We start from the raw sequence: 13,835 nt of genomic DNA on the forward strand, positions 1-13,835 counted from the left end.
GGTCGGGCGGGTTCAGAGGGTCGGAACGATGACCGTCTCGGGCACGAAGGCCGGCGGGCGCGGCATGCCGGAGGACACCGTCAGCACCTCGCAGCCGGTGTCCGTCACGCAGATGGCGTGCTCCCACTGGGCCGACAGGCTGTGATCGCGCGTGACCACGGTCCAGCCGTCCGAAAGCTGGCGGATTTCGCGCCGGCCGGCGTTGATCATCGGCTCGATGGTGAACAGCATGCCGGTCTTGAGTTTCACGCCGCTGCCGGGTTTGCCGTAGTGCAGCACCTGCGGATCTTCGTGAAAGCGCTGGCCGATGCCGTGGCCGCAGAACTCGCGCACCACGGAAAAGCCCTGCGCCTCGGCGTACTTCTGGATGGCGTGGCCGACATCGCCCAGCGTGGCGCCATTGCGCACGGCGGAAATGCCCTTCCACATGCATTCGAAGGTGACGTCGGTCAGGCGGCGTGCCAGGATGCTGGGTTCGCCGACGTAGTACATGCGGCTGGTGTCGCCGAACCAGCCATCCTTGATGATGGTGACGTCGATATTGAGCACATCCCCGTTCTTCAGCACCTTGTCGCCCGGCACCCCGTGGCAGACCTGATGGTTCACGGAGGTGCACAGCGCGCCAGGGAAGGGCGGGTAGCCCGGAGGAGCGTAGCCGACGGTGGCCGATTTGACCTTCAGTTCATTGGTGAGGAAATCGAGGGCGAGCTTGTCGAGTTCGCCCGTGGTCACGCCGGGCTTTACGTGCGGCGTGATGAAATCGAGAATCTTGGCCGCATCCCGGCAGGCGGCGCGCATCTTGTCCAGGTCGGCGGGGTCGGTAACTATGCCCATGTATCAGCTTGAGTATCGGCTTTGAAAAATAGTACAATTATAGGCTTGCCAAAAAACCTTGCCCTTTTAGTTTTGGTTTTGACAGTTCAGCGGCATTGCGGATCCCCTTGTAAAGGCTTTTTTCGGGGTGCTCCGCTAAGCCTGTCCGGAGTGTCGGGCGTGGTCAGCAGGATAGTGTAACGAAAGAGATCGGCGCAGATGTTTCGCGCGGGCGCTTCGCAAGGCGCTGGCGTGCCGGCATCGTACCGTGGATGTGGCGAAGGCATGTCCCGGGCGTGTGGTTTCCTTGCGTTTGCCAAGGTGGTTTTTGTTTTGGGTCTGCCCATGCGGGAAGGCCGGGTGCTCAGGCGCGGGCGCCGTCGTTGCGAAGGAACGGCGGGGGTTGCAATCGAGGTCCGGGCGGCTTGCGCGGCCAGGCATCAGGGCACGGACAGGGCCGGGCATCGCCGCTTTCCGCCGATTGCTCACGATGTGACGGGCTGGCTCGATCAACCGGGCTGCAAGGATGATGTTTCAGGCAAGAAAGCAGTAAAGCAGAAATCGGGCGCGGTGGATGCGGCGCGAAGGTATGGCCGGTAGGCTGTCCAGGCACGTCCACAAGCAATCTCGATCACGTTTTAGAGCGGCGGTGCAGGCGCGGTGTGGGCGCCCGGCTTAAGTTCTCGCGGATCCTCCGGGTTTCGCTGGAGAAATGCCCCGGGCCCTGATGCGGGCAGCCGGATTCCGTCGCCAACAAAACGGCCGAGATTCGCCGTGGTCTAGCACCACGACGGTCGTCTGGGTTTGTCGCGAGCGCAATATCGGCGTGTTGCGATCGGCCGGCCCGTTTCTGTTTCTACCCCTGCCGGGTTGCCGGCAGGTAATCGCGTGTCAAGCCACCCAGGGTGCCGCAATGACGGTGCAGGCTTGATGCAAGACCCAACCCTCGGAGATAGTTATGTCCCTTATGCGTGAAATGCTCGAAGCCGGTGTCCACTTCGGTCACCAGACCCGTTACTGGAACCCGAAGATGGCTCCCTACATCTTCGGTCACCGCAACAAGATCCACATCATCAACCTGGAACAGACGGTCGCCAAGTTCCAGGAAGCCGCCAAGTTCGCCAAGCAGATCGCTGCCCGCGGTGGCAACATCCTGTTCGTCGGCACCAAGCGCGCCGCCCGTGAGCTGGTCGCTGCCGAAGCCGAACGCTGCGGCATGCCCTACGTCGACGCCCGCTGGCTCGGCGGCATGCTGACCAACTTCAAGACGGTCAAGAGCTCGATCAAGCGCCTGAAGGACATGGAAGCCATGGTTGCCGACGGCAGCGTCGAGCGCCTGACCAAGAAGGAAGGCCTGTTGTTCCAGCGCGAGCTGGACAAGCTGAACAAGTCCATCGGCGGCATCAAGGACATGCCCGGCCTGCCCGACGCCCTGTTCGTGATCGACGTCGGCTACCACAAGATTGCCGTGGCCGAAGCCCGCACGCTGGGCATCCCGGTCGTGGCCGTGGTCGATACCAACCACTCGCCCGACGGCGTTGACTACGTCATCCCCGGCAACGACGACTCGGCCCGCGCCATCGCCCTGTATGCCAAGGGCATCGCCGACGCCGTGCTGGAAGGCCGCGAGCAGAGCCTGAACGGCCTGGTGGAAGAAATCACCGAAGCCGAAGAGTTCGTCGAAGTGCAGGAAGACCAGGCCTGATAGGCCGGTCCGGCCCGCCGGTCATCCGGCGGCGCCCACGCCGAGGCGGGCTCCCGCCTCTGACCCTGCGGGCGGCTAACGCTGCCTGCAGGGTGTCTCAAAGAATCAAACCGATGTCCCGGTGCTGTCCGGGGCATGTCTTAGCGAATTGGAGCAAACATGGCTGAAATTACCGCTGCCCTGGTCAAGGAACTGCGCGAGAAGACCGACGCACCCATGATGGAGTGCAAGAAAGCGCTGACCGAAGCTGACGGCGATCTGGCCCGTGCCGAAGAAATCCTGCGCGTCAAGCTGGGCAACAAGGCCAGCAAGGCCGCCACGCGTGTGACCGCCGAAGGTCTGGTCGGCCTGTTCATCGCCGCCGACGGCAAGCAAGGCGCCGTCATCGAAGTCAACTGCGAAACCGACTTCGTTGCCAAGAACCCGGACTTCATCGAGTTCGTCAGCAAGCTGGCCGAACTGGTTGCCGCCAAGAACCCGGCCGACGTGGCTGCCCTGTCCGAACTGGCCTTCGGCGAAGGCACCGTCGACACGACCCGTACCGCTCTGGTCGGCAAGATCGGCGAGAACATCTCGATCCGTCGTTTCCAGCGCATCGAAACCCCGAACTCGCTGGCCAGCTACCTGCACGGCGGTCGTATCGGCGTGCTGGTCGAATACGCCGGCGCCGAAGAAGTGGGCAAGGACCTGGCGATGCACATCGCCGCCACCAAGCCCAAGGCCCTGAATGCCGACGGCGTGCCTGCCGCCGACATCGAAGCCGAGCGTTCGGTCGCCGCCCAGAAGGCCGCCGAATCGGGCAAGCCGGCCGAAATCGTCGCCAAGATGGTTGACGGTTCGGTGCAGAAGTTCCTGAAGGAAGTCACGCTGCTGTCGCAGCCCTTCGTCAAGAACGACAAGCAAACGGTTGAGCAGATGCTCAAGGAAAAGGGCGCTTCGATTTCGCAGTTCGCTCTGTACGTCGTTGGTGAAGGCATCGAGAAGAAGACCACCGATTTCGCCGCTGAAGTCGCCGCCGCCGTTGGCCAGGCCTGACGCGTCAATCGAGCCTGTGGGCCGGTGCAGTGGGGCAAAATCCCCTGTGACCGGCCCGTTTCTTGTCTTACACTTTCGTCGGATCGTTTCTCGGGATATCACCTATGAGCAGCAGATCGTATAAACGGGTTCTTCTCAAACTTTCCGGCGAGGCGCTGATGGGCGACGATGCCTTTGGCATCAATCGCTCCACCATCGTCCGCATGACCGATGAGATCGCCGAAGTCGCCGCCATGGGCGTCGAGCTGGCTATCGTCATCGGTGGTGGCAATATTTTCCGTGGCGTGGCCCCGGGCGCGCAGGGCATGGACCGCGCGACGGCGGACTACATGGGAATGCTGGCCACGATCATGAACGCGCTGGCCCTGCAGGACGCCCTCAAGCACAAAGGGGTGGACACGCGGGTGCAGTCGGCGTTGAACATCGATCAAGTTGTCGAACCCTATATTCGTCCCAAGACCCTGCGCTACCTCGAAGAGGGCAAAGTGGTCATTTTCGCCGCGGGCACCGGCAATCCGTTCTTCACGACGGATACGGCAGCCGCCCTGCGTGGCGCCGAAATCGGCGCCGAGATCGTGCTCAAGGCCACCAAGGTCGACGGCATCTACAGCGCGGATCCCAACAAGGACCCGACGGCGACGCGTTATTCGCGCATCAGTTTTGACGAGGCCATCGTGCGCCGCCTCGAAGTCATGGACGCCACCGCCTTTGCGCTGTGCCGCGACCAGAAATTGCCCATCAAAGTGTTTTCGATCAATAAGTCCGGCGCGCTCAAGCGAGTGCTTTCGGGCGAGGACGAAGGCACCTTGGTGCACGTTTAAGAAGAGGAAAATCCATGAGCGTCGCAGACATTCGTAATTCGGCCGAGACCAGGATGAGCAAGTCCCTGGAAACGCTCAAGACCAACCTGTCCAAGATCCGCACCGGTCGTGCCCACGCCGGTATCCTGGATCATGTGCTGGTGGACTATTACGGTTCGCCGGTGCCGGTCAGCCAGGTTGCCAACCTCAACCTGGTCGATGCCCGCACCATCAGCGTGCAGCCCTACGAAAAACAGATGGCCGGCCCGATCGAGAAGGCCATCCGTGAGTCGGATCTGGGCCTGAACCCCATCTCGATGGGCGACACCCTGCGTGTGCCGATGCCGGCCCTCACCGAAGAGCGCCGCCGCGACCTGACCAAAGTGGTCAAGAGCGAAGGCGAGGACGCCAAGGTGGCGGTGCGCAACCTGCGCCGCGAAGCCAACGAAGGCCTGAAGAAGCTGGTCAAGGACAAGACCATCTCCGAGGACGACGAGCGTCGCGCCCAGGATGAAGTCCAGAAGCTGACCGACCGCGCTGTTACCGATATTGACAAGATGGTGGCGCAGAAAGAAGCGGAAATCATGACTGTCTGAGAAAATCCCGCTGCGGTGCAAAAAAATTTGCGCCGCAGCGGATTTTCATGGACGATGGGTTTTTCAGGCGTCCGGCCTGCTTTGCAGCCAGGGCTTTGCTTTTAAACGCAAAACCCGCCGCAAGCCGGGTCAGGCGCAGATTCTTGGCGCCGCCGCGCCGCTGTCCGTTTGAGCGGGCGGCAGAATTTGCGGCGGCGTTTGGTTTTACGGCCGAGGCCGGCCTTGCCGCAGGCCAGCATTTGCGGCCCTCTTGCACGCCTCCGTGGAAAAGACGGGGCGTGAAACATTTCACATGGCAACCAGTTCCACTCAGGCGATTCCCGAGGCAGCCGCGATTCCGCAGCATGTGGCCATCATCATGGATGGCAATGGCCGTTGGGCCACGCGACGCCATCTGCCGCGTACCGCGGGCCATGCCAAGGGAGTCCAGGCGGTGCGTCGGGTGGTCGAGGCCTGCGGGCGACGCGGGGTTCGCTATCTGACCCTGTTCGCCTTCAGCTCCGAGAACTGGCGCCGGCCGGCCGAAGAAGTGTCGCTGCTGATGCGGCTGTTCATGCAGGCGCTCGAGCGCGAAGTGGACAAGCTGCAGGAGCAGGGCGTGCGCCTGCACGTCATCGGCGACCTGAGCGCCTTCGAGCCGCGCCTGCAGACCCTGATTCACGAGGCCCAGGAGCGTACGCGCCACAACGACCGCCTGCACCTGAGCGTGGCTGCCAACTATGGCGGGCGCTGGGACATCCTTCAGGCCACGCGCGCCCTGCTGACGGCCGAGCCGGAACTGGCGGCGCGGCCCCAGGACCTCGACGAGGCCCGGCTGGCGCGTCACCTGTCCATGGCCTGGGCGCCCGAGCCGGATCTGTTCATCCGTACCGGCGGCGAGCAGCGCATCTCGAATTTTCTGATCTGGCAGCTCGCCTATACCGAGCTGTTTTTCACCGATGCTTTCTGGCCGGATTTCGGCGCCGCGCAACTGGATGAGGCCATCGCCTGGTACCAGGGTCGCGAACGCCGTTTCGGCCGAACCAGCGAGCAGCTGCGCGCCGCGCGCTGATCGGCTGGCGATACCGACAAGGAGACAGGTTCATGCTGGGTCAGCGTATCGTTACCGCCATCGTGCTTCTGGCCGTACTGGCCGCCACGCTGGCCAGTGCCAACCCCTGGTGGTTCGTCGCGCTGCTGGCGCTGGGCGCTGCGTGCGCGGCCTGGGAGTGGCTGCGTCTGACGCTGCCTCGCGGCAGCGGCGTGGTGGCCGTCGGCGTGTCGGCGCTGCTGTTTCTCGGCATGCTGTGGCTGGCCGACCTGTGGCTCACAGGGGAGGGCGCCGCCGCCCTGACGCAGGATTGGGTCCGGCAGGGCCTGGCGCCGGTGGTCTCCGTCGTCTGGATTGTCTTCGCCTGGGTGGCCGTGTTCCGTGGCCGCTCGGATGCCGAGCCGGCCAGCCTGGGCTGGTCGGTGTTCGCCGTTTTTGCCGCGCTGGCCGCCTGGTCGGCGCTGGCGCTCTTTTTCATCCGGCATGGCGCGCTCTACGTGGTGTCGCTGCTGGCGCTGGTGTGGGTGGCCGACGTGGCCGCCTACTTCGCCGGCCGGGCCTTCGGCAAACGCAAGCTGGCCCCCAAGGTCAGCCCGGGCAAGACGCAGGCCGGTGCGGTCGCCGGCGTGCTGGGCGCCGTGGTCTGGACGCTGGCCAGCGGCCAGTACGAAGGCACCTTCGGGCATGACCTGCTGCAGGCCGGCTGGGCGGCAGCCATCATCGCCTCGGCCTTGCTGGGTGTATTGTCCATCGTCGGCGACCTGTTCGAGTCGCTGCTCAAGCGCCGCGCCGGCCGCAAGGATTCGAGCAATCTCTTGCCGGGGCATGGCGGTGTCTATGATCGTCTGGACGCCGTTCTGCCGGTCGCGCCTGTGGCCTTGCTTATGTCTGGAGTCCTGTTTTGACCGGTTTTCAACGCATCGCGGTGCTGGGCTCGACCGGGTCGGTCGGCGAAAGCACCCTGGATGTCATTGCGCGCTACCCGGAGCAGCTGCGGGTATATGCGCTGTCGGCCTATAGCCGCATGGATAAGCTCGCGCTGCAGGCGGCGGCGACCGGGGCCGAGGTCGTGGTGGTGCCCGATGCCGCCGCCGCGCAGCGCTTTCGCCGCGCCTGGGCGGGCACAGGGCCGATGCCGCAGCTGCGGGTCGGTGCGCAGGCGCTGGCCGACACGGCCGCCGATCCCGGCTGCACCACCGTCATGGCCGCCATCGTCGGCGCCGCCGGCCTGCCTGCCGCGCTGGCTGCCGCGCAAGCCGGCAAGCGCGTGCTGCTGGCCAACAAAGAGGCGCTGGTGGCTGCCGGCTCGCTCTTCATGGCAGCGGTGCGCCAGTCGGGCGCCGAACTGCTGCCCATCGACAGCGAACACAACGCCATTTTCCAATGCCTGCCGCAAGGCGGGCACGCCGGGGCTCCGCAGCGTCCGGCCGAGGGGGTGCGCAAACTCATCCTGACCGCCTCGGGCGGGCCGTTTCGCCGCATGGACCTGGAAGACCTGCACCAGGTGACGCCTGCGCAGGCCTGCGCGCATCCCAACTGGAGCATGGGGCGCAAGATTTCCGTCGATTCGGCCACCATGGTCAACAAGGGCCTGGAGGTCATCGAGGCGCACTGGCTGTTCGCCATGCCGGCCGACCGCATCGAGGTGGTGATCCACCCGCAGAGCGTGGTGCACTCCATGGTCGAGTACGAAGACGGCTCGGTGCTGGCGCAACTGGGCCAGCCCGACATGCGTACTCCCATTGCCTACGGGCTGGGTTTCCCGCAGCGGCTGCGCTCCGGCGTCAGCCCGCTGGACTTCGCCCGCCTGGGACGGCTCGATTTCGAAGCGCCGGATCTCAAGCGCTTTCCGTGTCTGGCGCTGAGCTATGCGGCCTTGCGCGCAGGGCAGGCCGCATGCATCACGCTCAACGCCGCCAACGAGGTCGCGGTGGCCGCCTTTCTTGAGGGGCGTCTGCCTTACACCTGGATTGCGCGGGTGATCGAGGCGGCGCTTGAGTGGCAGGCCGGACGGCCTTCTGTTACGCTTGACAGCCTTGGCGACGTGCTGTCGCTGGATGGTCAGGTGCGTGTTTTTGCCGGCAATCTCGGCCTTGCCTGATATCCCGGGCCAGGCCTCTCATCCAGGCCCGCGGCGCCGGGCCTGGTTGCCGTGCCACATTCCCGGCGCACGGCCTGCCACGCTTTTCCTTCCTGCTGTCCGGCAGGAGCCGCTACTGTCCGGGGCTGCCTGAAACATGATTTTTACCCTGCTGGCTTTTGTCATTGCGCTGGGCACGCTCATCACCTTTCACGAGCTGGGGCACTACTGGGTTGCGCGCCTGTGTGGCGTACGCGTTTTGCGTTTCTCGGTCGGCTTCGGCCGCGTGCTGCTGCGTCGTCGCGACCGACACGGCACCGAGTGGGCCGTCTCGGCCATTCCCCTGGGTGGCTACGTCAAGATGCAGGACGAACCGCCTGCCGGTGCGACGCCGGCGCAGGTGGCTGAGTCGTTCAACGCCAAATCGGTATGGCAACGTTTTGCCATCGTGGCGGCCGGGCCGGTCTTCAATCTGATCCTGGCGGTTGTGCTGTATGCCGGGCTGGGCATGGCAGGCACCGAAGTGCCGGCGCCCGTGCTGGGTCAGCCGGCCGCCGGCACGCCGGCCCAGCAGGCGGGGGTGCGCGCCGGGGACATCATCGAAGACATCGACGGTCGGCCGGTGTTGTCCTGGACCGAGGCGCGCTGGCGCTTGTTCGAGCGCCTGTCCTCCGACCAGCCGGTCAGTCTGACGCTCAAGGACGCCGACGGTGCGCGACGCGACCTGACGCTGGCGCTGCCGGCCGGGCTGCGGCTAGACCCTTCCCAGGCGGATCCGGTGCAGGTCATCGGGCTGCGCCTGCAGCAGGCCCGGCCCGTGGTGCGCAAGGTCATCGAGGGCGGCGTGGGCGAGGCGGCCGGCCTGCAGCCCGGCGACCTGATCCTCAGCGCCGCAGGGCGCGAGGTGCCCAACGCGGACGCCCTGGTGCAGGCAATCCAGCAGCATGCCGGCGAGCCTCTGGCTCTGGTGCTCAGCCGCGACGGCACGCCGATCAACCTTACGCTGACGCCGCGGGCCGAAACGGTTGACGGCCGGCGCATCGGTCGCGTCGGCGTGGAGATCGGCGGGCAGGTGCCCATGGTGGTCGAGCGTTTCGGGCCCGTGGACAGCCTCTGGCGTGGTGTCGAGCGCACTTGGGATACTGCATGGCTGTCGCTGCGCATGATGGGGCGCATGGTCATGGGTGAAGTGTCGCTGCGCAATATCAGCGGCCCGGTGACCATCGCCGACTATGCCGGGCAGACGGCCCGCATCGGGCTGGAGGCCTATATTGCCTACCTGGCCTTGATCAGCATCAGTCTCGGCGTGCTCAACCTCCTGCCGATTCCTATGCTGGATGGCGGGCATCTGCTGTACTATCTCGTCGAAATCGTAAGAGGCCGACCCCTGTCCGATCGCTGGGTCGATATCGGGCAGCGGGCCGGTATCGGTTTGCTGGCCTGCCTTATGGGGCTGGCCTTGTTCAATGATTTGACGCGCCTGTTCACGTAGGCGCGAATCGAATAAAATCCCCCGCCATTTGCACGACCAAGGATAGCAAAGGATGTCTTTACGCCGGATGTTTGATCCCCAACGGGGCGCAAGGCACACGCAAGGGCGCGCGTTCAAAGCCGCCCGTCTGCCCAGCCTGGTTGCGGCGCTGCTGTTGCCGGCCTTGGCCCACGCTTTCGATCCCTTCGTGGTGCGCGATATCCGCGTCGAAGGCATTCAGCGGACCGATGCCGGCACGGTTTTCGGATACCTGCCCGTCAAGGTAGGCGAGACCTTCAGCGAGGCCGATGCCACCGAGGCCATCCGCCGGCTGTACGCCACGGGCTTCTTCAGCGACGTGCAGATCCGCACCGAGAACCATGTGGTGGTGGTGGCGGTGCAGGAGCGCCCGACCATCGCCTCGATCAGCTTCAACGGCATGCGTGAGTTCGATTCCAAGAACATCATCCAGTCGCTGGCGCAGGTCGGTTTCGGCGAAGGCCGCATTTTCGACCAGTCCATGCTCGAGCGCGCCGAGTACGAGCTCAAGGAGCAGTACCTCAGCAAGGGCAAGTACGGCGTCGAGGTCACGGCGACCGTCACGCCGTTGCCGCGCAATCGCGTCGGCGTCAGCTTTGACGTGTTCGAGGGCGACGTCGCCAAGATCCGCGAAATCCGCGTGGTCGGCAACAAGGCCTTCTCGGAAAGCGAACTGCTCGATCAGTTCGACCTGAGCACCCCGGGCTGGCTGACCTGGTACACCAATACCGACAAGTATTCGCGCGAAAAGCTCGAAGGCGATATCGAGCGCCTGCGCTCCTTCTACCTCGATCGCGGCTACCTGGAGTTTTCGGTCGAGCCGCCGCAGGTGACCATTTCGCCGGACCGCAAGGACATCTACATCACCGTCACTCTGCACGAAGGCGAGCCCTACAAGGTGCGCAGCGTCAAGCTGGCGGGCAACCTGCTGGGGCTGAACAAAGAAATCGAGCAGCTCATCGAGATCAAGCCCGATGAACTGTTCTCGGCGGCCAAGGCCAACAACTCGGCCAAGGCCATCACCGATTACCTGGGTGATCTGGGCTATGCGTTCGCCAACGTGAACCCGAACCCGCAGCTGGACCGCGAAAAGCACGAAGCCGATGTGACGTTCTACATCGACCCGAGCCGCCGCGTGTACGTGCGCCGCATCCAGATCGGCGGCAACACACGTACCCGTGATGAAGTCGTGCGCCGCGAGATGCGCCAGCAAGAGGCCGCCTGGTACGACGCCTCCGACATCAAGGTGTCGCGCGACCGGGTCGACCGTCTGGGCTACTTCAACGACGTCAACGTCAAGACGGACCCGGTGCCGGGCTCGCCCGACCAGGTCGACATCAACGTCGACGTGAAGGAGAAGCCCACCGGCATGATCAACCTCGGGGTCGGCTATGGCTCGTCCGAAAAGGCCATTCTGTCGGCCGGGATCAGCGAGGACAACGTCTTCGGCAGCGGCACCAACCTGTCCTTGCAGGTAAACACCAGCAAGAGCAACCGCGCCGCGGTGCTCTCGCATACCGACCCGTACTTCACCAAGGAAGGCATCAGCCGCACGACGTCGCTGTACTACCGCGTCACCGAGCCCTGGAACAACAACGACGGTGACTACCGCGTGAAGTCCATGGGTCTGGGCATGAACTTCGGCGTGCCGATCTCCGAGTACGACCGCATCTTCCTGGGCGCCAACTACGAACGCAACCAGATCGATCTGTACAACAACTCGCCGCAGGCGTATCGCGACTTCGTCAATCAGTACAGCGATACGACCAACGCGATGATCTTCAACGTGGGCTGGTCCAAGGACACGCGTGACAGCGCGCTGGCGCCGACCAAGGGCGGATACACCCGCCTGAAGGGCGACTTCTCCACCATGGATCTGAAGTACTACCTGCTGAGCGCTCAGCAGCAGTACTACATCCCGCTGGGTCGCGACTACACCTTTGCGCTCAACGGCCTGGTCGATTACGGCCATTCGTATGGCGGCAAGGACTATCCGGTCATCAAGAACGTCTACGGTGGCGGCATCGGCACGGTGCGTGGCTACGATGGCGCCTCGCTGGGTCCGCGCGACCCGCTCACGGGCGACTACCTCGGTGGCTCGCGCCGCATCGTTGCCAATGCCCAGCTCTACCTGCCGTTCCCGGGCGCCAACAAGGACCGCACGCTGCGCTGGTTCGTGTTCGCCGATGCGGGTCAGGTGTCGGCAGGCAGCGGCATGAGCTGCACGGCAGGCAAGTCCAGCAGCCCCGTGGAAGATCCTTGCGGCTGGCGTTATTCGGCCGGTATCGGCCTGTCGTGGCAGTCGCCGCTGGGTCCGCTGCAGCTGTCCTATGCTCGTCCGCTCAACTCCAAGTCGGGCGACGATACGCAGAGCTTCCAGTTCCAGATCGGCACCGGATTCTGATGCGGATCAAACGGCTTGAAGACTTTGCGTGATTAACTGCACGATCGCCGGCGAATATGCCCCTTGAGCCTGCCCTTGCCGGTAACGCTTGAAACATGGGGTCATAGGCCGGCGCTCGCGCCTATTCGAATTAGTGGCACAATATTGTCTTTGCCCTTTACCTTTCAAAGGTGAGATTTTCATGATGTCTGATTTCGCACTCAACACCTCGGGCCGCCGCGCCGGCAAACTGAGCATGTCGCTTGCGCTGGCGGGCGCGCTGTTGTTCGGCTCCGCCGCGGTGACGACGGTGCAGGCCCAAGGCACGAAGATCGGCTTCGTGAACACGGAGCGGATCCTGCGTGAGTCGGGTCCGGCCAAGGCCGCCCAAAGCAAGATCGAAAGCGAATTCAAGCGTCGCGACGACGAACTGCAGCGCCTGAGCACCACGCTGCGCACGCAGGCCGAGAAGTTCGACAAGGACGCTCCGGTGCTGTCGGAGTCCGATCGCGTCAAGCGTCAGCGCGAGCTGTCCAACCTCGACATGGACCTGCAGCGCAAGCGCCGTGAATTCCAGGAAGACTTCAACCGTCGCCGCAACGAAGAGTTCTCCGGCATCGTGACCAAGGCCGACGACGCCATCAAGCGCATCGCCGAGCAGGAAAACTACGACCTGATCATCCAGGACGCCGTGACCGTGAATCCGCGTGTCGACATCACCGACAAAGTGATCCAGGCACTGGGTCGCTGATCCGGTATGCCGGTTCTGCTGGAACTCGGCCGCGCGCCGCGGCTGGACACGCTGCTGTCGCAAGCCAACACCCAGGGTCTGGATCCCACGCTGGATCTGAATGCCGATACGCCGCCGCAGGTGGCCGGCATTGGCACCCTGGCCGGCGCCGGCCCGCATGAAATCGCTTTTCTGGCCAACCCGCGCTATCAAAGCCAGGTTGCCACGACCGCCGCGGCGGCCGTGATCGTGACGCCCGAGGTGGCGCAGGCCCTGCGAGAGCAGGGGTTTGCCGCCGCGCTGGTGCTCTGCAAGCATCCCTATCTGCTGTTTGCCCGCCTGGCTCAATGGTTTGATGCCGAACGTCGCGGCGTGCCCGCCGCCGGCGTCCATCCCAGCGCCGTGGTGGCGGCGGATGCGGTGATCGAATCCGGCGCCTGTATCGGGCCGCAGTGCGTGATCGAGGCGGGCGCCCACATCGGCCGTGGCACGGTGCTGGGCCCCGGCTGTGTGATCGGCGCCGGCAGCCATGTCGGGCCGGACAGCCGCCTGCATGCCCGCGTGACCCTCTATGAGGGCGTACGCGTCGGGGCCCGCGCCATTTTGCACAGTGGCGTGGTGCTGGGCGCCGATGGCTTCGGTTTTGCGCCCGACCCGGCCCTGGGCAAGGGCGCCTGGGGCAAGATTCCGCAGTTGGGCGGCGTAACGCTGGGCGACGATGTCGAAGTCGGCGCCAACACCACCATCGACCGCGGCGCCCTCGAAGACACGCTGGTGGGCGACGGCGTCAAGCTCGACAATCTGATCATGATCGCGCACAACGTGCGTATCGGGGCGCATACGGCGATTGCCGCCTGTGTCGGTGTGGCCGGTTCGACCGTGATCGGCGAGCGCTGCATCATCGGCGGGGCCGCCATGCTGTCCGGTCATCTCACGATCTGCGATGATGTGACCATCTCGGGCGGCACTCCGGTGACCTCGAGCATTCACAAGCCCGGACGTTACACTGGCGTCTATCCCTATGCCGAGCATGGCGAGTGGCAGCGCAACGCCGCTGTGATACAACAGCTTGGCTCCTTGCGCCGTCGTATCCGCTCACTCGAAAAGACGTAACCGCCGCTGTCGCGGAAAACTCTAGGCAAGGCGCTCGCGG

The 13,835-nt window shown here is 64.5% G+C and carries 12 protein-coding genes; 11 read left to right on the plus strand and 1 reads right to left on the minus strand.

Annotated features, from left to right (window positions below):
* Positions 1 to 12: 12 nt before the first annotated feature.
* Positions 13 to 834, minus strand: a complete 822-nt coding sequence (gene map, locus A7V84_RS00765; protein WP_025515945.1) for a type I methionyl aminopeptidase — start codon at positions 832 to 834, stop codon at positions 13 to 15.
* 937 nt (positions 835 to 1,771) lie between these two features.
* Here map and rpsB point away from each other — a divergent pair.
* The 11 genes from rpsB (at position 1,772) to lpxD (ending at position 13,795) form a co-directional block, all read left to right on the plus strand.
* A complete protein-coding gene (gene rpsB / locus A7V84_RS00770; protein WP_033534757.1) occupies positions 1,772 to 2,518 on the plus strand; it encodes a 30S ribosomal protein S2 in 747 nt (248 codons plus the stop codon).
* 159 nt (positions 2,519 to 2,677) lie between these two features.
* A complete protein-coding gene (gene tsf / locus A7V84_RS00775) occupies positions 2,678 to 3,553 on the plus strand; it encodes a translation elongation factor Ts (protein ID WP_025515949.1) in 876 nt (291 codons plus the stop codon).
* A gap of 104 nt (positions 3,554 to 3,657) precedes the next feature.
* Positions 3,658 to 4,374, plus strand: coding sequence for a UMP kinase (gene pyrH / locus A7V84_RS00780; RefSeq protein WP_025515951.1), 717 nt, complete (start codon positions 3,658 to 3,660; stop codon positions 4,372 to 4,374).
* 14 nt (positions 4,375 to 4,388) lie between these two features.
* Entirely contained in the window at positions 4,389 to 4,949 is a 561-nt protein-coding gene (gene frr / locus A7V84_RS00785; RefSeq protein WP_025515953.1) for a ribosome recycling factor, read from the plus strand.
* Positions 4,950 to 5,241: 292 nt separating this feature from the next.
* Positions 5,242 to 6,000, plus strand: a complete 759-nt coding sequence (gene uppS, locus A7V84_RS00790) for a polyprenyl diphosphate synthase (RefSeq protein WP_025515955.1) — start codon at positions 5,242 to 5,244, stop codon at positions 5,998 to 6,000.
* Between the two features lie 32 nt (positions 6,001 to 6,032).
* Positions 6,033 to 6,884 (plus strand): phosphatidate cytidylyltransferase, encoded by an 852-nt coding sequence (locus A7V84_RS00795; RefSeq protein ID WP_025515957.1) that lies wholly within the window; start codon positions 6,033 to 6,035, stop codon positions 6,882 to 6,884.
* Positions 6,881 to 8,080, plus strand: coding sequence for a 1-deoxy-D-xylulose-5-phosphate reductoisomerase (locus tag A7V84_RS00800; protein WP_025515958.1), 1,200 nt, complete (start codon positions 6,881 to 6,883; stop codon positions 8,078 to 8,080). Before A7V84_RS00795 ends, A7V84_RS00800 begins: the two co-directional genes overlap by 4 nt.
* Before the next feature lie 136 nt (positions 8,081 to 8,216).
* Positions 8,217 to 9,551: an RIP metalloprotease RseP gene (rseP, locus tag A7V84_RS00805; RefSeq protein ID WP_025515960.1), complete on the plus strand. Its 1,335-nt coding sequence runs from the start codon at positions 8,217 to 8,219 to the stop codon at positions 9,549 to 9,551.
* A gap of 52 nt (positions 9,552 to 9,603) precedes the next feature.
* On the plus strand, positions 9,604 to 11,973 hold the full coding sequence (bamA, locus tag A7V84_RS00810; RefSeq protein ID WP_025515962.1) for an outer membrane protein assembly factor BamA: 2,370 nt from the start codon (positions 9,604 to 9,606) through the stop codon (positions 11,971 to 11,973).
* Between the two features lie 181 nt (positions 11,974 to 12,154).
* Positions 12,155 to 12,703 (plus strand): OmpH/Skp family outer membrane protein, encoded by a 549-nt coding sequence (locus A7V84_RS00815; protein ID WP_025515963.1) that lies wholly within the window; start codon positions 12,155 to 12,157, stop codon positions 12,701 to 12,703.
* A gap of 6 nt (positions 12,704 to 12,709) precedes the next feature.
* Positions 12,710 to 13,795, plus strand: a complete 1,086-nt coding sequence (gene lpxD / locus A7V84_RS00820; RefSeq protein ID WP_025515965.1) for a UDP-3-O-(3-hydroxymyristoyl)glucosamine N-acyltransferase — start codon at positions 12,710 to 12,712, stop codon at positions 13,793 to 13,795.
* Positions 13,796 to 13,835: the final 40 nt, after the last annotated feature.

It is taken from the genome of Bordetella trematum (assembly GCF_900078335.1).
GTDB classification, from domain to species: domain Bacteria; phylum Pseudomonadota; class Gammaproteobacteria; order Burkholderiales; family Burkholderiaceae_B; genus Bordetella; species Bordetella trematum.